This window comes from Empedobacter sedimenti, from assembly GCF_030005555.1.
Taxonomy (GTDB): domain Bacteria; phylum Bacteroidota; class Bacteroidia; order Flavobacteriales; family Weeksellaceae; genus Empedobacter; species Empedobacter sedimenti.
This window is the reverse complement of the sequence record NZ_JASCQG010000005.1, coordinates 83,242-106,579: the sequence shown is the minus strand read 5'-3', so window position 1 is coordinate 106,579 and position 23,338 is coordinate 83,242. Positions and strand designations below refer to the sequence as shown.

Annotated in this window: 21 protein-coding genes; 12 read left to right on the top strand and 9 right to left on the bottom strand. The window is 31.0% G+C overall.

Annotated elements, in window-relative coordinates:
• Positions 1–129 precede the first annotated feature (129 nt).
• The 5 genes from QHG34_RS06840 (at position 130) to QHG34_RS06820 (ending at position 6,727) form a co-directional block, all read left to right on the top strand.
• Positions 130–1,455 carry a TolC family protein gene (locus QHG34_RS06840; protein WP_282629459.1) on the top strand — a complete coding sequence of 442 codons (1,326 nt, stop codon included), beginning with the start codon at positions 130–132 and terminating at the stop codon, positions 1,453–1,455.
• Between the two features lie 4 nt (positions 1,456–1,459).
• Entirely contained in the window at positions 1,460–2,506 is a 1,047-nt protein-coding gene (locus QHG34_RS06835; protein ID WP_282629458.1) for an HlyD family secretion protein, read from the top strand.
• Positions 2,507–2,520: 14 nt separating this feature from the next.
• Positions 2,521–4,086 (top strand): efflux MFS transporter permease, encoded by a 1,566-nt coding sequence (locus tag QHG34_RS06830; RefSeq protein WP_282629457.1) that lies wholly within the window; start codon positions 2,521–2,523, stop codon positions 4,084–4,086.
• Positions 4,087–4,541: 455 nt separating this feature from the next.
• Complete coding sequence (locus QHG34_RS06825) at positions 4,542–6,125, top strand: MFS transporter (protein ID WP_282629456.1); 1,584 nt, start codon at positions 4,542–4,544, stop codon at positions 6,123–6,125.
• 38 nt (positions 6,126–6,163) lie between these two features.
• Positions 6,164–6,727, top strand: coding sequence for a hypothetical protein (locus QHG34_RS06820; RefSeq protein ID WP_282629455.1), 564 nt, complete (start codon positions 6,164–6,166; stop codon positions 6,725–6,727).
• Positions 6,728–6,756: 29 nt separating this feature from the next.
• Here QHG34_RS06820 and QHG34_RS06815 read toward each other — a convergent pair whose 3' ends face one another.
• From QHG34_RS06815 to QHG34_RS06780, 8 genes are all read right to left on the bottom strand, one after another.
• Complete coding sequence (locus QHG34_RS06815; protein WP_282629454.1) at positions 6,757–7,458, bottom strand: formyltransferase family protein; 702 nt, start codon at positions 7,456–7,458, stop codon at positions 6,757–6,759.
• Position 7,459: 1 nt separating this feature from the next.
• Positions 7,460–8,314, bottom strand: coding sequence for an ATPase (locus QHG34_RS06810; protein ID WP_282629453.1), 855 nt, complete (start codon positions 8,312–8,314; stop codon positions 7,460–7,462).
• A 112-nt stretch (positions 8,315–8,426) separates the two neighbouring features.
• Positions 8,427–8,870: a DUF4625 domain-containing protein gene (locus QHG34_RS06805; protein ID WP_282629452.1), complete on the bottom strand. Its 444-nt coding sequence runs from the start codon at positions 8,868–8,870 to the stop codon at positions 8,427–8,429.
• Between the two features lie 33 nt (positions 8,871–8,903).
• Positions 8,904–9,254: a hypothetical protein gene (locus QHG34_RS06800; protein ID WP_282629451.1), complete on the bottom strand. Its 351-nt coding sequence runs from the start codon at positions 9,252–9,254 to the stop codon at positions 8,904–8,906.
• Between the two features lie 4 nt (positions 9,255–9,258).
• The gene (locus QHG34_RS06795; RefSeq protein ID WP_282629450.1) at positions 9,259–11,646 is read right to left on the bottom strand and encodes a TonB-dependent receptor; all 2,388 of its coding nucleotides are present in this window, start codon (positions 11,644–11,646) and stop codon (positions 9,259–9,261) included.
• Positions 11,647–11,697: 51 nt separating this feature from the next.
• Positions 11,698–11,985, bottom strand: coding sequence for a hypothetical protein (locus QHG34_RS06790; RefSeq protein WP_282629449.1), 288 nt, complete (start codon positions 11,983–11,985; stop codon positions 11,698–11,700).
• Positions 11,986–12,031: 46 nt separating this feature from the next.
• Complete coding sequence (locus QHG34_RS06785) at positions 12,032–12,673, bottom strand: hypothetical protein (protein ID WP_282629448.1); 642 nt, start codon at positions 12,671–12,673, stop codon at positions 12,032–12,034.
• Positions 12,673–13,173, bottom strand: a complete 501-nt coding sequence (locus QHG34_RS06780) for an RNA polymerase sigma factor (protein ID WP_282629447.1) — start codon at positions 13,171–13,173, stop codon at positions 12,673–12,675. Before QHG34_RS06780 ends, QHG34_RS06785 begins: the two co-directional genes overlap by 1 nt.
• Positions 13,174–13,504: 331 nt before the next feature.
• On the opposite strand from QHG34_RS06780, the gene QHG34_RS06775 reads away from it, so the two are divergent.
• From QHG34_RS06775 to QHG34_RS06765, 3 genes are read left to right on the top strand one after another with little or no spacing between them, the layout of a single operon-like run.
• Positions 13,505–14,197 carry a succinate dehydrogenase cytochrome b subunit gene (locus QHG34_RS06775; protein WP_282629446.1) on the top strand — a complete coding sequence of 231 codons (693 nt, stop codon included), beginning with the start codon at positions 13,505–13,507 and terminating at the stop codon, positions 14,195–14,197.
• A 17-nt stretch (positions 14,198–14,214) separates the two neighbouring features.
• On the top strand, positions 14,215–16,227 hold the full coding sequence (locus QHG34_RS06770; protein WP_282629445.1) for a fumarate reductase/succinate dehydrogenase flavoprotein subunit: 2,013 nt from the start codon (positions 14,215–14,217) through the stop codon (positions 16,225–16,227).
• Between the two features lie 60 nt (positions 16,228–16,287).
• A complete protein-coding gene (locus tag QHG34_RS06765) occupies positions 16,288–17,058 on the top strand; it encodes a succinate dehydrogenase/fumarate reductase iron-sulfur subunit (protein WP_282629444.1) in 771 nt (256 codons plus the stop codon).
• Between the two features lie 687 nt (positions 17,059–17,745).
• Here QHG34_RS06765 and htpG read toward each other — a convergent pair.
• Positions 17,746–19,623 (bottom strand): molecular chaperone HtpG, encoded by a 1,878-nt coding sequence (gene htpG, locus QHG34_RS06760; RefSeq protein ID WP_282629443.1) that lies wholly within the window; start codon positions 19,621–19,623, stop codon positions 17,746–17,748.
• A gap of 169 nt (positions 19,624–19,792) precedes the next feature.
• Here htpG and QHG34_RS06755 point away from each other — a divergent pair, with 169 nt between their 5' ends.
• From QHG34_RS06755 to yaaA, 4 genes are all read left to right on the top strand, one after another.
• Positions 19,793–20,674 carry a DUF72 domain-containing protein gene (locus QHG34_RS06755; protein WP_282629442.1) on the top strand — a complete coding sequence of 294 codons (882 nt, stop codon included), beginning with the start codon at positions 19,793–19,795 and terminating at the stop codon, positions 20,672–20,674.
• An 88-nt stretch (positions 20,675–20,762) separates the two neighbouring features.
• Positions 20,763–21,734 carry an N-acetylornithine carbamoyltransferase gene (locus QHG34_RS06750; protein ID WP_282629441.1) on the top strand — a complete coding sequence of 324 codons (972 nt, stop codon included), beginning with the start codon at positions 20,763–20,765 and terminating at the stop codon, positions 21,732–21,734.
• Positions 21,735–21,877: 143 nt separating this feature from the next.
• Positions 21,878–22,498 carry an L-threonylcarbamoyladenylate synthase gene (locus QHG34_RS06745; protein WP_282629440.1) on the top strand — a complete coding sequence of 207 codons (621 nt, stop codon included), beginning with the start codon at positions 21,878–21,880 and terminating at the stop codon, positions 22,496–22,498.
• Positions 22,499–22,518: 20 nt separating this feature from the next.
• Positions 22,519–23,274, top strand: coding sequence for a peroxide stress protein YaaA (gene yaaA, locus QHG34_RS06740; RefSeq protein ID WP_282629439.1), 756 nt, complete (start codon positions 22,519–22,521; stop codon positions 23,272–23,274).
• The last annotated feature ends 64 nt before the right edge of the window (positions 23,275–23,338 follow it).

Genomic DNA, 23,338 nt, shown 5'->3' with positions numbered 1-23,338 from the left:
TCTCACAAATTTCAATAATTTGGCTTAAATGAGCAAATTTTTTTCTTATTTTATCATTTAGCTTACTTTGTTTTGCACTTACCTTTGCAATGTAAAAAATCAATAAAACTTTTAGAATTTATTAAAAATATGATATTTAATCTTGTTAGATATCAATTGCTTACGTTGTTTTTGATGTTGAGTGGATTGACTTATGCACAAACAGAAATCAATTACAATTATTTAAAATTGAGTAAAGCAATTGAAATTGGCTTACAAAATAATAAAAAGTTACAAATTAAAACCTTGCAATCAAATGTGGCTGAATTGAAAGAGGAAGATTTGAAAAATGAAAAACTTCCGGATGTTAATTTCCACACAGGATTTAATGTTTTAAGTAATATCAACCAGTATGAGGATGGACTTTTTAAATCATCTACAAAATATAAAGTTCCGCGAATCAAATATGATTTTACGCTTTCTGCTGAGATTCCAGTTTATATGGGTGGAATTATTAAAAATGAAGAGAAAAAAGCTGCTTTAGAAACGGAAATCTCTAAACTACAAATCAGAAAAGATGAACGTGAACTTCGTATGCAAATTATTACAGCTTATTTGCAAGTGCTTCATTTACGAGAGCAACAAAAATTGATTACTGACAAAATGCACGAAGATTCTGCTAATATTAAACAAATTAAAATCTTTAAACAAAACGGCTTAGTTACTTATAATGAGGTTTTGAGAGCAGAGTTGCAATTATCCAATCATAAAATGTCTTTTTCTGAATTAGAGAATGAAATTGCAATTGTAGAGCATCAAGTAAAAACCCTTTTAGCTGTTCATGAAGATGTTCATTTAGATACTTCTGAATTATTCACGAACGAAGATCAGATTGGTTTGGTTGACGAAATGGTTTTGGAAGCGATAGAAAATAGTGAAAATCTAAAAATTGCTGAAACTGATTTGAATTTGAAACAATTGGATAGAAAAATTACAAAAGCTAATACACTTCCTAAGATTTCTGCAGGTGCAGAATACGGATTGAGTTATCCCAATTTTATGTTTTTTCCGCCCGAAGAGCATTTGTACAGATTTGGTTCGGTAGGTGTTAATGTGGTTATTCCAATCAGTAGTTTTTATAAAAATAAGCAGAAAATGCACATTGCGGACCGTAATATTTCGATAGCAAAACTAGAAATAGAAGAAAGAGAAGAACAAATAACACATGATGTTTTTGCGGCTAATAAACGATTAGATGATGCGATAGAAAAGATCAAAATTGCAGAAGAAGCGATTGTTCAAGCAAAAGAGAATTATAGAATTGTAAGAACAAAATACATTAATAAACTTAGCTTGATTACAGAGTTGATTGATGCGGATAATACTTATCTAGAAACGCAATCTAATCTGATATCGTTACAAATCAATAAACAATTAAAATATTATCAATTACAATACATTTTAGGAAACTTATAATACGATGACAAAACAGTTGACAAAAGGAGAAAAACGATTAAACAAAACACTTTCCATTATTGCGTGGATATTTATTTTGATAGGATTGGGAGCTGTAGGTTGGTTCTATTTATTTTCGAGTTCGCACGTAAATACCAATGATGCTCAAGTTCGCCAATACATTACGCCAGTGTCTAGTAAAGTTTCAGGATTTATAACGAAAGTTAATTTTGAAGAAAATCAATATGTTCACAAAGGTGATACATTGGTTGTGATTGATAATAGAGAATATCAAAATCAAGTAGATATTGCATCTGCAAATCTGGAAAGTACTTCGCAATCTGTCGCAACATATGAAAAAGCAGTTGATACAAAAGCAAGTGATGTAAATGTTGTTAATGCAAAAATAGAGTCTGCAAAAATAGAAGTTTGGCGAACTGAGAAAGATTATACTCGTTTCAGAAATTTGGTGAACGAAGACGCTGCAACAGTACAACAATTTGAAGAAGTTGAAGCAAAATACAAACAAGCAAAAGCAAATTTAGCTGCATTAGAACAACAACGAAATGTTATTAATGTAAGTACATCTGCAGAACAAACAAAAGTTGCTCCCGTTAGAACGGAAATTTTGCAGAAAAAAGCCCAATTAAATAATGCAAAACTAATTCTTTCCTATTCTTATGTTATCGCACCATATGACGGCTGGGTTGGAGTAAAAAATATTCAAGTTGGACAATTAATCAAAGAAGGACAAGCCTTGGTACAAGTGGTTTCGGAAGAAAAATGGATTGTAGCAAATTTTAAAGAAACTCAACTTGGCGAAATCGATTTAGATAAAACCATAAAAGTAAAAGCAGATGCCTTTCCTAATATTGTATTTGAAGGTAAAGTAGAATCACTTTCGCCAGCATCAGGATCCGAATTTGCTTTAATAAAACCCGATAATGCAACAGGAAACTTTGTGAAAATTGAACAACGTTTTCCGATCAAAATAATATTAAAAAAATCAAAAAATAACGAAAGATTACGCTCAGGAATGAATGTTAGCGTATCTGCAGAGAAAGTAAATTAGAAACAAACAAAACCATGCAAAGTCCAAATTCAATATTCAAAAAATGGGTTCCCGATAAATTAGTTGTTCCAATTCTAATTTTGACCTTATTTCCGCACTTGATGTTGTTAACGCTTTTCACGATGAATAGTACGTTTACAGCTTCTTTTTTGGATTTGGAAGTAGATGATTTACAGTTTTTATTTTCAGTTGCTTATGCAACAATTGTTTGTGGATTGTTTCTGAATGTTAGATTTTTTCAGTTTTTTAATATTCGTTCCTATTTGTTGTTTATGACGATGCTGAATATTTTAGTATTATTTGGGATGAGTTTGACGAAAAATACACAAGTAATTTTGATTTTGAGAATTATTCAAGGACCAGCTTCGTTGTTTGAAGGTTGTATTCTAATTCCGATCATCATGTCGAAGATCAAAAGCGAACACTCTCGGTTGATTGCCTATTCTTTTTTGTACGGAATTATGATGACAGGTGATAAATTTACTACATCTATTGTGAAATTCGCGATTGAGAATTACAACCACAATATGATTGTTTATACTGTGATGGTTTTTCATGTTATTGCATTGTTGGTTTATGTCTTTTTTTTTAATGAGAACAGAATGTTTCCTAAAAAACCTTTGTATCAATTAAATTTAGGTGGAGTATTTTTGCTATTAATTGCATTAATTTCAGGAGCTTTTTTCTTGGTTTATGGTAAAAAGTATGATTGGTTTCAATCTTCTTATATCGTTGTTTCTTTTACTTTATTATTGATTTTTAGTGGATTGTTTATTCTACATCAGCGAACTTCGAAAAGACCATTATATCATTTTGAAGCATTTAAATCTGAGAAGGTAATATTAGGTGTAATACTCTTTTTTTTCTTCTATCTTCTACGATCAAGCATGAGTAATATTTACCAAATAATGAGCGTTGTTTGGAAATGGCCTTGGGAATATGTATTGCAAATTCAGTATTTTAACGTTGCGGGTTCTATTATTGGTGTGTTTGCATCGTATTTTATGTTGAGAAATAAAGTTGATTATCGTTCTATTTTTATTTTCGGTTTTTTGCTTTTGTCCATTAGTATGTTGTGGTTTAGTTACTTATTTTTTCCAGATACACAAATTGATGCAATTGCTCCAGTTCTGATGTTAGAAGGCATTGCGCAAGGAAGTTTATTTACGCCTTTGGTAATGTATATGGTAGGTTCTGTGCATCCTAATTTTTCGGGTAGTACATCACAAACAGGTGTTGCAATTCGTTTTTGGACCACAACAATTGGTTTTGCAATCATGCAAAATAGTGTTTTATATTTGTCTACCAAACATCAATTTTTGATGACAAAAAATCTTGATCAAACCAATTCAATTTTTCAAGATCAATGGATGAGTTTGTTTAACAAAAATAGTTTAAATCATCTTCAGAATGATTCTTTGCATTTAACAGCATCAGCTTTCAAATCAAAGTTATTTAATCAAGCACTTTTAGTTTCGAACATCGAAATTTTCAGAATTTTATTTGCAATTGGTGTAATGGTTGTAATTGGAATTGTCTTGTATCAGCCAATCAAAAATCGAGTTTACAAAACATCTTAGTATATTATTTTTATTTAGTTGGCGTATTTGATCTAATTTGTATCAAATACGCTTTTCTTTTTTATCACTTTTTATCGTGAAGAATCAAATTTTGTAAAGAATAAAAAATTATCTTGGCGTAAATGAACAAATTTTATTCTCAATCAGTAAACTTGTTTCTATTGATAAGACCTTAAGTTTGCCTTCAAAATAAATCAATCAAAATATAGATTTCTATTGTTATAGTTTCTAGTTTTATTTTATTGATTTTAAGTTTATTATTAGATAAAAAATGAATCATCGTCTATTAACGATTTATAATTCAACATCAGATTTAAGTCAACTACTTTTTCTCAGGCAGCTTTCCTTTCTACTTTTTTAGGTAAGTTAATCATGAAATCAATATAATATTTTTAATTCGACAAACTTTCGTATGAATGTTTTGAACTTGATTGTAAAATTGAAGAAATAATTCAATGCACAATCAACATCCCATTTTTAAGAAATGGATACCAGAAAAATTGGTGCTTCCAATTCTCATTGCTGCGTTGATTCCGCACGTGATGATTCTTTCTCTTTTTAATATGAATAGTATGTTTACGGCTTCATTTCTTGATGTTGATGTAGACGATTTACAATTCATTTTTTCTTTGGCTTATGCAACAATAGTTTGCGGTCTTTTTATTAACGAACGATTGTTTCAGTTTTTTAATATTCGATCATATTTACTGTTTATGACCATTCTCAATATTGTATTAATGTTAATGATTTCATTGACAACAAATACTCAATTGATTTATCTACTACGTGTGATACAAGGAACAACCTCTTATTTGGAAGGTTGTATAATTGTGCCACTCATAATGTCGCGTATAAAAAGTGAATATGGACGATTGTTAGGAAATACGTTTTTATATGGATTTATGATGACGGCAGATAAATATACAACCTCAATAGTGAAATTTGCCATCGAAAATTATAATTTCAATATGGTAATTTATACCGTTATTTTTTTCCATGTCCTAAGTTTGATGATTTATGTTTTTCTCTTTAGTCATGGTAGATTGTATCCTAAAAAGCCTCTGTATCAGCTAAATTTAGCAGGTTATTTTTTGATGATGATGTCATTAATTGCGGGTGCTTTTTTATTGATTTATGGTAAAAGGTATTATTGGTTCGAATCTTCTTACATTGTCATAGCTTTTGCGGCGATGCTTATCTTTTCAGGCTTATTTATTTTACAACAATTAACGTCTAAGAAACCAATTTTTCACTTCGAAATTCTTCGTTCAGAAAGAGTTATTGTAGGTATGTTGTTGTTTTTTACCTTTTATATTTTCAAATCGAGTATGAGTAACATTTACCAAGTAATGAATGTTGTTTGGAAATGGAATTGGGAGTTTGTTTTGCAGATACAATATTACAATTGTGCCGGAATTTACATTGGCGCATTGTTTTCTTATTATATCATTAGTCGTTTTCAAACGCAATATAAATATGTTTTTTTTGGAGGTTTTTTCTGTTTAACTTCTACCATGTTATGGTTTAGTTATATTTTGGTTCCGGATACTCGTCCTAACGCAATTATTCCACCTTTGTTGATGGAGGGAATAGGGCAGGGAATGTTGTTTGCTCCAATTTTACAATATATGGTAGGTTCTGTGCATGCTAATTTTTCTATGAATACGATGCAAGCTGCAGTAGCAATGCGCTATTGGTCGTCAACAATTAGTTTTTCTATTATGCAAAATGCAGTGTTGTTTTTCTCTACCAAACATCAGTTTTATATGACAGAAAATTTAGATCGCACAAAAGTCTTTTTTCAGGAGCAATGGAATAATTTGTTTGATAAACAAGCAACAACTCATTTAGTGAATGAATCAATCAGTTTGACTGCAACAAATCTGAAAGCACAATTGTATAATCAAGCTTTGTTAATTGCGGATATTCAAATCTTTAGAACTTTGTTTTATTTCGGAATTGTAATGATGGTTTTTATTATGGTTTACAATCCAATCAAAGAAATTTTACATCTTAAGAGGAAGAGAAAGGAGAATTAATGAATATTAGTTTTAAATTTGAAATTAAACCTTTATTTATGTGCTATCCATTTAGTTTACTAGAATCTTTTGATCAAGTTTTAAAATTAGAAGTTGTTGGTTATGATGAACCAAACAACGGAAGAGAGTTACTAATACCTAAAATATCAAATGAAGGAGTAGATATTACTGAACGTTTTAATGAAGTGAATGGGCGTTGGAATAGAATAATGATGAATGTAAATTTTGAGTTTTCTCATCCATTTTTACCAGTTGTTTTTATTCCTTATGAAAGAAATTTTATTCTATATAACTATAAGGATGATATTGTATCTATTATTAATTATCATTCAAATTATACTCACAATAGGTTTGTAACGAATTTTTTTTGGAGTAACTTCTTTGTGTTAATATCGAGAAGAAGTTTGATTTTTAAGAATTTAATTAATAATACCTATTATAAAATTCTTGCTAAAGAAAACGAGTTATTCAAAAGTGTGAAGACTGATAAAGGAGGTTTGTTTATTTTAGAAAAGTCCAAAGTTGAAATAAATGATTACAAAATAAATTATTTAGAAACTTTAGTTGAAGTAATTAATATAAATGAAGTTGAATTTAAATAATAAAAGATCAACTAAAGTTGATCTTTTTGTTATGCTTGACAGAATTTTGTTTTGTATTTTTCAAAATCTTGCATCAAATTTTCTTCAATAGCTTTTGGCATTCTGCGAGTCGCTTCAAACTCGTTTGATGAAAGTGATTTGAAATCAATCATTGTAGGAATGATTTCTATCGAGTTGACTAGCATCTCTATTTCTGTTTCGTATTGCCGATAAGCCAATGAATGAAATGTATCATTTTCAAAAATTGGAATAAGTTGTTGCTCAATTAACAAGCCCGCATCAGCTTCAGTATCTATAAAATGTGTTGTAACACCAATTTCTACACCTTTTACAATCGCCCATTTTAACGAGTCTAAACCACGAGTTAAAGGCAAAAAACCTGGATGCGTATTGATGATTTTATGATTCTCAACCAATTCATTAGGTAATAGTCCTGCGCCTGCAATTATAATATAATCAGCTTTATAATCGTTTAATTGATTATTTAACGTATCAGTAGTTGTCAAGTCAAAATCATAATCGAAATTTTTGCAAAAATTACTTGGTGTAATTTGAATTGCTTTACTTGGACGATGCTGATATATTGGCACAAATGGATTTTCGCGTTGTACAAAAGGTAAAGCGAAAACTTTAATAGAATGATAACCTTTTGCTTTTAAACCATATAATACATCTTGTGTTTTACGATGAGGTGTATTGTAAGATATTACAGCAATTTTAGGTTGTAGCATTTTACTTAATTAAATAATTTTTGTGATAATTAACAACGTTATCAATTGGTTTTCTGATAATATGACCAACTGTTAAGTGATATTCGGCAGCAACAGAACGTATTACATCTTCGTAAATATGTGCGATAGAACCAATAAAATTTAATTCTGAATGACGAGCTTCTTCATAAGGCATAATTTGATATTCGATAAAAGAAGACATTGCATCATAGATAATCTTTTGAATATAAGGATCATTTTTGTGCTCTACAACAAATTTATTGAAAGAAGCTAAGTATGCATTTGCAAACTTATTTTGATAAACGTTTTTGTTTAATTCGTCAACTGGTAATTTGTAATAATCATCAAAAGCTTTAGCAAGATGTGGAGGCATTTTTTTTGTATAAAAAGCACGTAATACACGTTTACCTAAGTCATTTCCAGAACCTTCATCTCCTAAAATATAAGCCAAAGATTTTGTTTCTTCTCGCATTGTTGTACCATCAAAATAACAAGAATTAGATCCGGTACCTAAAATACAAACCATAGCTGGTTTTCCCATATAAGTAGCATAACAAGCAGCTAATAAGTCATGGTCAACAACAAATTCTGCATCACCAAAAAAAGCTTGTAAGCCTTTTTTAACGACTTCGTGCATCTCTGGATTTGAAGTTCCTGCACCATAAAAAAATACTTTTTCAAAATTATTTACGTATGGTTTAAAATCTTCATTTTTTTGTAATTCTTCGCAAATATCTTGAGATGTAACAAAATACGGATTAAATCCTATTGTACTGGTTCTAAATACTTCGTTTAAATCATTTCCTAAAATTACCCAATCTGTTTTGGTAGATCCACTGTCTGCTATTGCAATCATTTTGTAAGTTTGATATTTTCTGTTCGGTAATGCTAAAGTAACATTCATTTAACAATAAACACAAAAAAAACGTCTGAAATTTCAGACGTTTTTTTTAAGTTGTTGATTAATGCTAATGAGCATGATCTACAATATCTATTTCGATGTAAGCTTCGGATTGATTTCCTGCTTTATCAATCAAGATTATACCTAAATGATAATGCCCATCTACAATTCCTTCTTTAGGAATAGCTACTTTGTAGTTAAAAGCATGTTCTTTTTTACCAGCTGGTATAGCTTCTTGTTTTGTAAATTCCCATTGTACATCAGCTGTCTTGTGATGATGCCCATCTCCAGCAAAATGAATGTCAATTTTTACAGCACCCAATTCTACATTATCTTTCAAAATTGCTTCGATATTAATATCATCGCCCAAATGTAAATGAGCGTCATCTTTAGGAGAAATCAAATTAATTTCTGGTTTTGTAGTGTCCAATGTCGAATCGTCACTTGAACAAGATGATATAAATAAAGCTGATAATGTAATGAATGTATATTTTAAGATTGAATTTTTCATGTTCTATTTTTTTTATGAATTATATTTTAAATGTTAAGCAACGAGATTTGTAAAATTTTTACAATATTCTCTTTCCATCATTTGTGGAGGGCCGCGATTAAAATTTAATTCTATTGCAGAAATTGAATGATTTTCTACAAGTTTTGAACTGATTTCTTTGTCAAAATAAATCTTATTTGCAATCTCAATTTTTGGATCATCATGCGTATCAATAAAAACCGTGTAAAAGGTAAAATGTTGACAATTATGATGAATAACCTCCTTATTTTGTTTGTTAATTGTTTCGCAATGATCAATTAATGTAAAATGGAGTTGATTAAAAATTGGTATTGAAAAAATGATAATCGAAAAGAATAGTCCAAAAAATGACTGATTTCTTTTCATATTTCTATTTTTTTCCGAATGGCACAGCTAACATGACTTGTATATTACGTGCTTGTTCTGGCAATTTTAAAGCACGATAAAAACTAGTGTGATTGTAATAATTTTTATTAAACAAATTAGAAACTTGTACACTCAAATTAGCTTTAAAGTGACCGAAATTTAATTGTGTTTTTCCGCCAATTCCAACTAAAAAGTAACTTGGTGTAATATCTTCGTTTTGAGCAATTTTATTTTGTTCAAACGTATATTTTCCGTTAGCGAAAAAGTTGACATTTTCTAAAAATGCAATTGGTTGATTGACTTTATAATTAATTTGTCCAAACAAATTATTAGCTGGAGTAAATGGTAGATAATTACCAAACTTATTATTTTCAGTTACTTGTCTGTTATACAAATACTCGTACACAAGATTTGCATCAAAATTTTCGTTGATTTTTTTGCGAACTTCAAATTCAAAACCGGTTAACAAGGCTTTGCTTTGTGTATATTGATAAATCTGACCACCATGAGGAAGAATAGAAAATTGCCCCGAAGGTTTCAAGAAAATATAGTTACTGAAATAATATAAATACGGACTAATCGAAATATCCCAATCATTTTTATGAAAAACAGATTTGAAATCTATAGCAATTCCTTTTTCTACATCAAGATTTTCGTCACCGCGTTCGTGTCTAAAACTTCCGTGATGTATTCCGTTAGATCCCAATTCGATAGCAGTTGGTAAACGGAAATTTGTACCAGCGTTAAAGTTAAAATCCCACTCATCATTTGGCTGAAATGTAACACCAATCATTCCATTTAAATTACTGAAGTTACGATTGATTGATTTACTTCTTGTTGCATAATAATCTGCAATTCCAGCTGAATTACCTTTTTCGATTAAATAATTGTACAAAAATTCGTCAAAGTAACCTTCAGATTTAAATGTGGAATAATCATAACGTAAACCAGCAGTTATTTTCCAAGTATTTCCTTTTTTGAATTCTTCAATCAAAAACCCACTATAAATATTACGATCATATTTTGGCAATAGATAATTGTAACCTGCAATATTATTAGCTTGTAATTGAGCTTGCGCACCAATTACAGTTTTGAAGTTTTGATTATGATTATGTTCAAATTTTAATTGAGAATCATAGGTAGAAAGATCAAAATCCAACTCTAAATCTGGATTTATTGTTGGCGCGACTTGATTGGCATAATGTGTATGAAAAGAACTAAGCTCTTGTCTTCGATTGTTCTGATAACTTGTTGTAAATTTTAGAACATCTTTTGGATTTAGTCGAATTTCATTTTCAGAAATCACTTTAAAATGATTTACTTTTTGATATGGAAATTCAATGTTTCTATTGTTTCCATCATCTTGTAAACGATCAACTGAAGGAATTCCATGAGAACCAGGGAAAAATCCCATTTTTTGATTTACGTTAGAAAGAGTTAGGATTGACCTAAATTTTTCTCCAACATATCCAACCTGAACTTCTGCATTCAAATCTCTACCAGCCGTGTTTTTTACACGTTTATTATAAATTGGTAAATATCTGTTTAGATAATAAATCTGATCTGCTGTTGTTTTGTAATCCGCGTAATCAGAATAAGAACCTTTTATTTTGTAGAAAAACTGGTCACCACGAGATTTTACATTAAATCCTAAACCGTAATTATGATTAATAGATTGATATAATGCTTTTGCCTCACCAGAATTTGTATGTTTTTTTGGTAAATTATTGTTGTTAATTTTAATAACACCAGCAATTGCCTCGTTTCCATATTCTAAAGCCGAAGGACCTTTAATTACTTCAATATCTTCTACATTAAGCGCATCAATTTCTAATCCATGGTCAGCTCCCCATTGTTGTCCTTCTTGTTTTACTCCATTTTCTGTCACAATTAATCGATTGAAACCAAGTCCACGAATAATTGGTTTTGAAGCAGAAGATCCAATTCCAGAAGCGTTAACACCTGCTATATTTTCCAATGATTTTGCAAGAGATCCAGCATAATTTTCTTGAATATATGACTGATCTACTCGTTCAATATTTGCAGTAGAAAAATCATGATGATGTCCTAAAACAGTAACTTCATCAAGATTATAAGCTTTATGAAAAGTAAGAGTAAAAACAAATTTCTGCTTATGATCAAAGGTAATTGTTTGCGAAAAAGGTTCGTAGCCTTGTTCGTCAATCTGAATTAGATAATTTCCTTTCTTTAAATCTTCAATTTTAAATTTTCCTTCAGCATCTGAATGAAATTCTTCATCATCAATTTGAATAGCTGCAAAGGAAATTGGTTTTTGATTTTTGTCAACAATTTGACCTTCAAAAATATTTTGAGCAAAAGTAGAACTACACAATAATGTAGCTACAATACCGCATTTTATGTTTTTTGACATAAATACAATAATTTAATAACGTTAAAAAATAAGGGTGTTTTTTCTTTGAAATTAAATAGAGTAGGGCGGTGCTCGAAGAGATTTGTGTGTTAGTAAAACAGATTGTTTTACATTTGTTGAGAATACAGTTTTATCTTTCTGAACAATTGATGTTGTCCAAACAAATAATTCAACTTCTGAGTCATTTTCGATAAAATGTTGATTAAAATGACAAACTGTACAGCTGTGATCGTGTACATTAGAGAATTTGTCATTCTGCTCTTTGTGCTCATTATTTAAGGCATGATCCAATATATGCGCAGATTGATACACCGTCATAAACAGTGAAATCGTTAACATGAGATATTGGATAAATTTTTTCATTCAGATTACAAAAGTATTATTTTTATTTCATTTCTCTAAGCTCTTTCAGATTTTGTTGTAGTTTTCTTAGGAATAAAAAATAAATAATACCATAATATACCGTACCAATAATTACAATAAAAGCAACTGCTGTAATTATTGCAACCCAGCCATAAACAGCTGCATTTTCGGTTAATGGTTTGATATCGTTTGCGTGTTTTGCAATGTAAATTGATTTACCTAATTCGTAATAAAATGGTGCAGAAGAAACAATTAAACTCAAAACCGTAAAAAGAATAAACAGGTTAACCAATTTTCTGAAAGAGATAATATTTTTCATTAAATCTGCTACAGACTGGTTAAGATCAATTTTTTTGAAATATCTATAAGCCATCACCAAAAAAACAAATGTAAAAGCAATACTGCAAACCGAGGCAATTTCATAATTATTGATTGTACTTTGCTCAACTAAATTTTGTATTTTGGTGTTAAAGAAGTTTTTACCCGATATTAAGATGTATAAATTGTAACCAAGAAAAAGGATAAACTCACAAAAAGTGAAGATAAATAACCATTTTATCGTAGTTGATGATTTCTTTTTTAACATTTGAAAAATCTGATTTCGATCAAATTTTTCTTCTTCCTTTATGGAACCCCAAATTGATTTTAAATCGTCTAACTCCATTATTGTTCCATTTTAGACATTATTTCTTTTAATTTTATTTTCACACGATTCATTTTCACTCTTGCATTTACTTCAGAAATACCCAAAGTTTCGGCAATATCACGATAAGGCAAATCTTCTAAGAAAAGCAATACCAATGCTCGTTCAACATCATTCAATAAACGAATAGCAGCATACAATAATGTAATTTGTTCTTCAAGCACTTCATCGCCTTCATCAGATTTGATGTTGATAAAGTGATTTTCATTATACTCTGTTTCGTGTGATCTTGATTTTTTTCGAATAAGTGTTATAGCGGTATTTAAGCCAACACGATACATCCAAGTACTAAATTTAGAATCGCCCTTAAATGAATCGTATGAACGCCATAATTGCAAGACAATTTCTTGAAACAAGTCGTCATGAGAATCCTTATCATCTGTGTATATGCGACACACCTTATGAATAATTCCCTGGTTTTTTTCGACTAATTCGGTAAATATGTTTGCTTTGCTATCCAAACTTTTTATTTGTGACTATATGTAGAGAAAATTATTAAAATGTTACAAAATAAAAAAATCCTCTTATAATAAAATTACAAGAGGATTAACCTAACTAACTTAAACCTATGAAAAGTTATTCTACTTTTCGGTTACAATTATAAGCATTTATTAAATATATGGATGTGCATAATGAAATTATTTTTTAAAATTTAACATTTACTTAACTTATTTAACTAAGAATGATTCTAAACTATAAGTAAACGTTAATGAAATGATATAATTCATTGTGAATAGAGCGTTGACTTTAGTAAATTTGTGGAAATATCTAAAAAATTAAACGTATTGCTTTATGGCAAATGAATCATTACTAAAATCGTCGATTGGTAGGAAGTTCGCGATGGCGCTTTCAGCGTTATTTTTGATCGTGTTCTTGTTACAACATTTCGTGATTAATGCATTATCTGTTATTAATCCGAATGGGTTCAATGAAGTTTCGGCTTTCATGAGTTACAACCCTTTTATTCAATATTTAATGCAACCTATTTTATTAATTGGTGTTGTATACCATTTTGTAATGGGATTTGTATTAGAAGCGCAAAACAAAAAAGCGCGTGGACCAGTTGCTTACCAAAAGTACAATGGTGCTGCAAATGCTACTTGGATGTCAAGAAACATGTTAGTTTCTGGATCTGTAATTTTAGTTTTCTTATTATTACACTTGTATGATTTTTGGGTTCCTACAATCACTGAACATTACATTGCTCCAAACCCAGCGTTTGCACAAGGGAATTACTTCATGGATCACTTAAATCATGTATTTACATTAGAAGGTGCTTTATCTTTCGTAAGATTAGTTATCTACATTGTAGCTTTTGTATTTTTATCATTACACTTACAACATGGTTTTGCTTCTGCATTCCAATCGATTGGTGCAAGACACAACAAATACACTCCAGTAATTGTTGCTTTCGGAAAATGGTATTCTATTATTATCCCAGCTGGTTTTATTATCATTGCTGTTTACCATTTTTTTGTTAAATAATTAAATAATATCAAGAAATGAGTATATTAGATTCTAAATCTCCTCAAGGGGATATCGCAAAACAATGGAGCGAACACAAAGCTCACTTAAACTTAGTGGCTCCAAATAACCGTGATAAAATTGATGTTATTGTTGTTGGTACAGGTTTAGCTGGAGGTTCTGCTGCTGCTACTTTAGCAGAGTTAGGATACAAAGTAAAAGCTTTTTGTTACCAAGATTCTCCACGTCGTGCACACTCTATTGCTGCACAAGGGGGGATAAATGCTGCTAAAAATTATAAAGGAGATAACGACTCTATCTACCGTTTATTTTACGATACAATCAAAGGTGGTGATTACCGTGCTCGTGAGTCTAACGTTTATCGTTTAGCAGAGGTTTCTGGTAATATTATCGACCAATGTGTAATGCAAGGGGTTCCTTTTGCACGTGATTACGGTGGGTTATTAGATAATCGTTCTTTTGGTGGGGTACAAGTATCTCGTACTTTCTATGCGAAAGGTCAAACAGGACAACAATTATTATTAGGAGCTTATTCAGCAATGAATCAGCAAATCCACTTAGGGCACATCCAAATGTACAATCGTCACGAAATGTTAGACATTGTACTTGTAGATGGTAAAGCTCGTGGTATTATTGCTCGTAACTTGGTTACAGGTGAAATTGAAAGACATTCTGCACACGCTGTAGTTATTGCTACAGGTGGTTACGGAAATGTATATTTCTTATCTTCTAATGCAATGGGTTCTAACGTAACTTCTGCATGGAAAATTCACAAAAAAGGTGCTTATTTTGCTAACCCTTGTTATGTACAAATTCACCCAACTTGTATTCCTATCCACGGAACAAATCAATCTAAATTGACTTTAATGTCTGAATCTTTACGTAACTCTGGTCGTATTTGGGTTCCTAAAAAGAAAGAAGACGCTGAAGCAATCCGTGCTGGTAAGAAAAAAGCAGTAGATATCAAAGAAGAAGACAGAGATTACTACTTAGAAAGACGTTATCCTGCATTTGGTAACTTAGTTCCTCGTGACGTTGCATCTCGTGCTGCAAAAGAGCGTTGTGATGCTGGTTATGGTATCGAAGCTAATGAAACTGGAGAAGGAGTTTACTTAGACTTTACAGACGAAATTAAGAAAAAAGGTCGTGAGGTTGCTTTCGCAAACGGAGATCAAAATCCATCAGATGCTCAAATCGAGAAATTAGGTAAAAAATGGATTGAAGAGAAATATGGAAACTTATTCCAAATGTATTGGAAAATTACAGATGAGAATCCATATGAGAATCCAATGCGTATCTATCCTGCAATTCACTACACAATGGGTGGTGTTTGGGTTGACTACAACTTACAATCAACAATTCCTGGATGTTTCGTAGCTGGAGAGGCTAACTTCTCTGATCACGGAGCTAACCGTTTAGGAGCTTCTGCCTTAATGCAAGGTTTAGCAGATGGTTATTTCGTATTACCTTATACAATTGCAGATTATTTATCAGCAGATATTCGTACAGGTAAAATTCCTACAAATACACCAGAATTTGATGAAGCTGAAAAAGCTGTTAAAGACCAAATTCAACATTTCTTAAGCAATAAAGGAACTAAAACTGTAGATAGTTTCCACAAACGTTTAGGAATCATTATGTGGAATAAAGTAGGTATGGCTCGTAACGCTGAAGGCTTAAAAGAAGCGATTGCTGAAATTGCTGCTTTACGTGAAGAATTCTACCGCGATGTTAAAGTTCCTGGTGATGCTAACGAAATGAATACTGAGTTAGAAAAAGCTGGACGTGTAGCTGACTTCTTAGAGTTAGGACAATTAATGGCTATTGATGCACTTAATCGTAACGAATCTTGTGGTGGTCACTTCCGTGAGGAATACCAAACAGAAGAAGGTGAAGCAATGCGTGATGATGAAAACTTTACTTATGTTGCCGCTTGGGAATATAAAGGAGATGACATCAATACAGAGGTGTTACACAAAGAGGACTTGAATTACAAATATATCGAGCTTAAAACTCGTAGTTATAAATAATAAAATCATTTTGCTTGATAACAAATCTTCAAGCAAAATGTCAAAATATCATATAGAATTATGGCATCATCAAAAACAATCAGCATAACGCTGAAAATTTGGCGTCAAAAAAACGCTAATGCTCAAGGAAACATGGAAACATATTCCTTAAAAGATGTTTCTACTGATTCTTCTTTCTTAGAAATGCTTGATTTATTAAACGAGCAATTAATTGAAGAAGGAAAAGAGCCAGTTGCTTTCGACCACGATTGTCGTGAAGGTATTTGTGGTATGTGTTCTTTATTCATCAATGGTGAAGCACACGGACCAGATAGAGGTGTTACAACTTGTCAATTACATATGCGTATGTTCAAAGATGGAGAAACGATTTACATCGAGCCATGGAGATCTGCTGCATTTCCAGTAATTAAAGATTTAATTGTAGACCGTTCATCATTTGATCGTATCCAGCAAGCAGGTGGATATATCTCTGTTAATACTTCAGGTAAAACAGTGGATGCAAACAATATTCCTGTTAACAAAATGCATGCTGATGAAGCATTTGATGCTGCAACTTGTATTGGTTGTGGAGCTTGTGTTGCGACTTGTAAGAATGGATCTGCAATGTTATTCGTAGGAGCAAAAGTTTCTCAATTTGCATTGTTACCACAAGGACAAGTAGAAGCTGCTCGTCGTGCTCAAAAAATGGTTGCGCAAATGGATTTAGAAGGTTTCGGTAACTGTACAAATACAGGAGCTTGTGAAGTTGAATGTCCAAAAGGAATTTCTTTAGATAACATCGCACGTATGAACCGTGAGTATTTATCTGCTAAAATTGTATCACAAGAATAATAATATTCTGATATAGATAATGAAAGAGCGACATATTTGTCGCTCTTTTTTTGTTATAATAGGTAATAACACAAAAAAAGGATTTCAATCTCTTGAAATCCTTCCCAATGTCAAACTCTTTCTTTTGAGTAAAACCATTGTTTAATTGTTCTTTTATTGTATTGATAAATATAATCTTACGGGATTATATCAGATTCATAATTAAGGACAAATGTTGTTATATAATTATAAATTAAAATTGCTCACAATTAAATATAGAATAAACTGGAACGTTTATAATGAACTTATATTTGTAAATATGACTAAATGAGCAGAATCAATTTAAAAGAACTTCTGTTTAAAAAGGATTTCAATTTCTTGAAATCCTTCCCGAAATTTTTGATAATGATTTGAATTAATTTCTACCTTATTATAGAAATTCTCTGTCGGCTTAAAAATTTCGTTATTTTAGGGAAAAACAATCATTAATTTTAATGTTCTGTTTTAAAACAACTAACTATTTTAAAGATGAGAACGAATAATTGATAATTCCTTGATGTAAAATTAATGATAAAAATCATGTTTTGCAAATTATTTCAAATTAATTTTAAAAGTTTAACACATCAATAATTCTATTACAAATAAAAAATCCAGCACATTATGTGCTGGATTTTAAGTTTAAGACTACTAAAATATAGTGTTCTGAGATTATTTAATGTTCTTAAAACTTCTATTGATAAAATTTGTTAACTCTTTACCTTTTAACAAACCTTGTGATAATTTTGCTAAATCTAATGCTTGGTTAATCAACGCATCTTTTTCTTCTTTCGAATCTTTAGCTAAAATCTCTGTTGCTAAATCTGAGTTTGCATTCACAACAACATTATACATTTCTGGGAAATTACCCATTCCGAACATTCCAGCTCCACCAGAAGCTTGCATGTCTTTCATTCGACGCATAAATTCTGATTGCGTAATGATGAAAGGCGCATCTGTTCCAGATAAATCTTCCAATTGAATTGTATATGATTTATTGTTGATTGATTCTGTGATTTCAGTTTTCAATTTTTCTTTATCATCATCAGATAATTTAGAAATTTTAACTTCATCTTTTTCAATCAAATTATTGATATGATCCGCATCAACACGAACAAATGTTACATTTTCTTTTGTAGATTCTAACTTCTGAATCAAGTGAGAAGAAATAGGAGAATCTAATAAAATTACTTCATAACCTTTTTCTTTCGCAATTTGAATGTATTGATCTTGTCCATCAACATCAGAAGCATAAAGAATAACTAATTTTCCGTCTTTATTGGTTTGATTGTCTTTGATTGCAACATTCAATTCGTCCCAAGTGAAATATTTACCATCAACTGTTGGATACAATGCAAATTTGTCAGACTTTTCGAAGAATTTATCTTCTGAAATCATTCCGTATTCAATGACAACTTTAATATCGTTCCATTTTTGCTCGTAATCTTCACGATTTTGATTCATTAATGAAGACATTTTATCCGCCACTTTTTTCGTAATGTGAGCTGAAATTTTCTTCACAGCTCCATCAGCTTGCAAGTACGAACGAGAAACATTCAACGGAATATCTGGAGAATCAATCACACCACGCAATAACATCAAGAAATCAGGTACGATTCCTTTCACTTCGTCAGTTACAAACACTTGATTTTGGTACAATTGAATACGATCTTTATCAATATTGATGTTGTTTCCTAATTTTGGGAAGAACAAAATTCCAGTCAAATTAAATGGATAATCAACATTTAAATGAATGTGGAATAAAGGTTCTTCAAATTGCATTGGATACAATTCTCTGTAGAAATTTTGATAATCTTCGTCAGATAATTCAGATGGCACTTTTGTCCAAGCCGGATTTGTATTATTGATAATATCATCAACTTCGATTTCCTCAGGTTTTGCATCTTCTGCAGCTCCTTCTGGTAAAGGAAGTGTTTCTTTTTTCGTTCCAAATTTGATTGGAATTGGCATGAATTTATTGTATTTATTCAATAATTCACGGATTTTCCATTCGTCTAAAAACTCTTTTGAATCTTCGGCAATGTGTAAAACGATTTCAGTTCCACGCTCAGTTTTATCCGAATTTTCTAAGGTAAATTCAGGTGAACCATCACATGTCCAATGAACTGCAGGCTCGTCTTTATATGATTTTGTAATGATTTCCACTTTATCCGCAACCATAAACGCAGAATAAAAACCTAAACCAAAATGTCCGATAATTCCGTCCGCATCTTGGTGTTGATTGATAAATTCTTCCGCTCCAGAAAACGCTACTTGATTGATGTATTTCTCCACTTCATCAGCTGTCATTCCCAAACCTTGGTCAATAATGTGTAAAGTATTATCATCTTTATTGATTTTTACCTCAATTTTTGGATTTCCGTATTCTACTTTTGCATCACCAATACTTGTTAAATGCTTTAATTTCAGGGTTGCGTCAGAAGCATTCGAAATTAATTCACGCAAAAAGATTTCGTGATCGCTGTATAAAAACTTCTTAATTAATGGAAAGATATTCTCTACCGAAACATTAATATTTCCTTTATTCATCGTTATTGTATTTTTTATGTTTTAATAATTAGTATGTGTTATTGTAGACTCATTGAGTAGAATTTTAATTTTCAAAAGATATTCCAAATGAAATTTTTCTGACATTTTGTCGTAAAATAGATCTTGAGAACTGCTTATAATTGCTTAATTTTCGTTCAAATTTAGAAAGATGAAATTCGGAAAAGTAGAAAACCCAGAATTGGTTGATTTTACATTGCCAAAAACGCCAAAAGAAACGATTGATTTGTTGAATAAAGCTGATAAATCAGATAACTTCGAAGTATATGTAGGCTGTGCGAAATGGAATAAGACAGATTTGAAGAATTTTTATCCGCCTAAAACAAAAGATGAATTGAGTTATTATTCTACTCAATTTAATAGTATCGAGCTAAATGCGACATATTATCGTTCGCCGAGTAAAGAAAATGTAGAAACTTGGGCGAATAAAACGCCAAAAGACTTTAAATTTTTTCCGAAAATACCACAAAGTATTAGTCATTATGGTCGATTGCAAAATGTGACAGATAAATTGAATCAATATTTGGATGCAGTTGCGTTGTTTGAAGAAAAATTAGGAATGATTTTCTTGCAAATGCACGAAAATTTTGCGCCAAAAGATTTTGAAAAATTAGAAAATTTCATTCAAAATTTTCCGAAAGGTTATCCGTTAGCTGTAGAACTTCGTCATGAAGATTGGTTTTCGAATGAAGGAAATTTTAATCAATTAGTTTCGTTATTAGAAAAGCATAACATTTCAAATATTATTGTAGATACAGCGGGTAGGCGAGATATGGTGCATATGCGATTGACTTCGAATGAAGCTTTTGTGCGTTTTGTTGGAGCAAATATTCCATCCGATTATGAACGTTTAGATGAATGGATTGAAACAATTAAACTTTGGAAAGCAGAAGGATTGCAGAAATTGTATTTCTTTATTCATCAAAATTTAGAGTTAGAATCGCCCATGTTAGCTAAATATTTTATCAAAAAATTAAACAATGATTTAGATATAGATATTCGTGGTCCACAAGATGAATTGACGTTGTTTTAATGGAAAAATTATTGAAGAATAAACCTATTTTATAAATTGTTTCAACTAATTTTGTAGCACAAATAAAAACAAAAGATTCTTCTCAATTATGAAACAATTTACTTCGGTTTATGATGTAGAAAACATCGACGAATTACTAAAAACAGCCTTAGAAATTAAAGCAAATCCTTTTGCTCAGCAAGAAGTTGGTAAAAACAAAACAATTGGTTTAATTTTCTTTAATCCAAGTTTACGTACACGTCTAAGTTCAATTAAAGCGGCTTATAATCTTGGGGCAAATGCTTGGGTTTTGAATGCTGGAGCAGATTCTTGGACATTGGAAATGGCTGATGGTGCTGTGATGAACGGAGATTCTCAAGAACATATCAAAGAAGCAATTCAGGTAATGAGTGCGTATTGTGATGTTTTAGGAGTTCGTACTTTTCCGAAATTAGTAGATCGTGATGAAGATTATAACGAAATCATGTTCAATAAAGTGAAAGAGTTATCTTCTGTTCCAGTAGTTTCGTTAGAAAGTGCTACATTACATCCTTTACAATCTTTTGCAGATTTGATAACAATTGCAGAGAAAACGGGTTATACTCCTGGGACAAAACTTGAAAAGAAAGTGAAAGTTGTGATGACTTGGGCACCGCATCCTCGTCGTTTGCCACAAGCTGTACCGAATTCTTTTGCTCAATGGTTTTCTAAAGTAGATTGGGTAGATTTTACAGTTGTTCAACCTAAAGGATATGAATTAGATCCAAAATTTACTGATGGAGCAACGATTGCTTATGATCAAGATGAAGCATTGAAAGATGCTGATTTTGTCTATGCAAAAAACTGGTCTTCTTACGAAAATTATGGTCAAGTAAATGATGGTGATAAAGATTGGGAAGTGACAATGGATAAAATGAATTTAACAAATAACGGAAAATTTATGCATTGTTTGCCAGTTCGTCGTAATGTAGTGGTTTCAGATGAAGTCTTAGATTCTGATCGTTCTATTGTTATTGATGAAGCAACGAACAGAATTTTCTCAGCTCAAACTGTTTTCCACGAAATTTTAAAGAATAAATAATTTTTCGAATCGAGATAAAATTCAAGCCTTCTATTTTTTTAGAAGGCTTTTTTATTGATTTTATCAATCGGTCAATCAAAAACTAAAATTTGCTTAACGTAAGATTTGTTGTCAATTTCGTATCTTTGACTAAACAAATGATTATGGCAGAGTATATCAGAATTCATCCCGAAAATCCACAAGAAAAAGCTATTGATCAAGTGGTGAAAATTTTACAAAACGGAGGTTTAATTATTTATCCTTCGGATACTGTATATGGTTTAGGTTGTGATATTACCAATATCAAAGCAATGGAAAAATTAGCTCGATTGAAAGGAGTTAAATTAGAAAAATCTCAATTTTCTATTGTTTGTAACGACCTGAGTCATTTGTCTCAATATACTTTGCCGATTGATAATTCTACGTTCAAAATCTTAAAACGTGCATTACCAGGACCATTTACATTTGTAATGAATGCCTCGCGTAATTTACCAATAGCTTATAAGGGTAAAAAAACTGTTGGTATTCGTGTTCCAGATCATCAAGTTCCGCAAATGATTGTTGAAAAACTTGGTAATCCTATTGCATCTACATCTATTTATGATGAAGACGAAATTGTAGAATATACAACTGATCCTGAATTAATTTACGAGAAATGGGATAAATTAGTCGATGCTGTGATTGATAGTGGTTATGGTGACAATGTAGCTTCAACTGTTGTTGATATGACAGATGGAGTAGAAGTTTTGCGCGAAGGTAAAGGTGATATTGAGGAATATTTATAATAATTTAAAGACTAATTTTTATGAAAATATTACTTTCTCCAGCTAAGATGATGAATCTTGAAACTGATGTTAAGTGGAAAGCTACAACACCGCAGTTTCTTGAACAATCTGAGGAGATTATGAATGTGATGAAAGAAATGAATGCTACAGATTTAGAAAAATTAATGAAAATTTCTAAAGATATAGCAGATATGAATGTAGAACGTAATCAGGTTTGGAATATAAAACCAACAGCTAAAAAGGCAATTCCGGCTGCATTAGCTTTTAAAGGAGAAGTGTACAGAGGTTTAGATGCTTCCACTTTGAATGATGAAGCGATTAACTATCTTAATAAAAATGCATTTTTACTTTCGGGATTGTATGGCATTCTTCGTCCATCTGATAAAGTAATGTTGTATCGTTTAGAAATGGGTTCGAAATTAGATGTCAATGGTTCTAAAAATTTATATGGATTTTGGAAAGAAACTTTGACTCCATTCGTAAATTCGAAATTAAAAAAAGGCGAATTTATCTTAAACTTAGCAAGTAACGAATATGCAAAAGTTTTGGATAGAAAATCGCTGAAAGTTCAGGTTTATGATGTAGAATTTCAAGATTATAAAAATGGAGAATTAAAGAAAATAATGATGTATTTTAAACATGCTCGTGGAGCAATGGCAAGATACTGTGCAGAAAATAATGTAACTACTTTAGACGAAGTAAAAGCCTACAATGTGGATGGTTATCGTTTTGATGAAAACCTTTCATCAAACGAAACATTGATTTTTACACGTTAATAATATAAAAGATTTCAGCTTAAAAAGACTACTTTTGTAAAAGTAGTCTTTTGATTTTTACAGC

Excerpts from the sequence above, each read along its gene's own strand:
- QHG34_RS06840 (WP_282629459.1), top strand. The coding sequence starts at position 130 with ATGATATTTAATCTTGTTAGATATCAATTGCTTACGTTGTTTTTGATG.
- QHG34_RS06835 (WP_282629458.1), top strand. The coding sequence starts at position 1,460 with ATGACAAAACAGTTGACAAAAGGAGAAAAACGATTAAACAAAACACTT.
- QHG34_RS06830 (WP_282629457.1), top strand. The coding sequence starts at position 2,521 with ATGCAAAGTCCAAATTCAATATTCAAAAAATGGGTTCCCGATAAATTA.
- QHG34_RS06825 (WP_282629456.1), top strand. The coding sequence starts at position 4,542 with ATGCACAATCAACATCCCATTTTTAAGAAATGGATACCAGAAAAATTG.
- QHG34_RS06820 (WP_282629455.1), top strand. The coding sequence starts at position 6,164 with ATGTGCTATCCATTTAGTTTACTAGAATCTTTTGATCAAGTTTTAAAA.
- QHG34_RS06815 (WP_282629454.1), bottom strand. The coding sequence starts at position 7,458 with ATGCTACAACCTAAAATTGCTGTAATATCTTACAATACACCTCATCGT.
- QHG34_RS06810 (WP_282629453.1), bottom strand. The coding sequence starts at position 8,314 with ATGATTGCAATAGCAGACAGTGGATCTACCAAAACAGATTGGGTAATT.
- QHG34_RS06805 (WP_282629452.1), bottom strand. The coding sequence starts at position 8,870 with ATGAAAAATTCAATCTTAAAATATACATTCATTACATTATCAGCTTTA.
- QHG34_RS06800 (WP_282629451.1), bottom strand. The coding sequence starts at position 9,254 with ATGAAAAGAAATCAGTCATTTTTTGGACTATTCTTTTCGATTATCATT.
- QHG34_RS06795 (WP_282629450.1), bottom strand. The coding sequence starts at position 11,646 with ATGTCAAAAAACATAAAATGCGGTATTGTAGCTACATTATTGTGTAGT.
- QHG34_RS06790 (WP_282629449.1), bottom strand. The coding sequence starts at position 11,985 with ATGTTAACGATTTCACTGTTTATGACGGTGTATCAATCTGCGCATATA.
- QHG34_RS06785 (WP_282629448.1), bottom strand. The coding sequence starts at position 12,673 with ATGGAGTTAGACGATTTAAAATCAATTTGGGGTTCCATAAAGGAAGAA.
- QHG34_RS06775 (WP_282629446.1), top strand. The coding sequence starts at position 13,505 with ATGGCAAATGAATCATTACTAAAATCGTCGATTGGTAGGAAGTTCGCG.
- QHG34_RS06770 (WP_282629445.1), top strand. The coding sequence starts at position 14,215 with ATGAGTATATTAGATTCTAAATCTCCTCAAGGGGATATCGCAAAACAA.
- QHG34_RS06765 (WP_282629444.1), top strand. The coding sequence starts at position 16,288 with ATGGCATCATCAAAAACAATCAGCATAACGCTGAAAATTTGGCGTCAA.
- htpG (WP_282629443.1), bottom strand. The coding sequence starts at position 19,623 with ATGAATAAAGGAAATATTAATGTTTCGGTAGAGAATATCTTTCCATTA.
- QHG34_RS06755 (WP_282629442.1), top strand. The coding sequence starts at position 19,793 with ATGAAATTCGGAAAAGTAGAAAACCCAGAATTGGTTGATTTTACATTG.
- QHG34_RS06750 (WP_282629441.1), top strand. The coding sequence starts at position 20,763 with ATGAAACAATTTACTTCGGTTTATGATGTAGAAAACATCGACGAATTA.
- QHG34_RS06745 (WP_282629440.1), top strand. The coding sequence starts at position 21,878 with ATGGCAGAGTATATCAGAATTCATCCCGAAAATCCACAAGAAAAAGCT.
- yaaA (WP_282629439.1), top strand. The coding sequence starts at position 22,519 with ATGAAAATATTACTTTCTCCAGCTAAGATGATGAATCTTGAAACTGAT.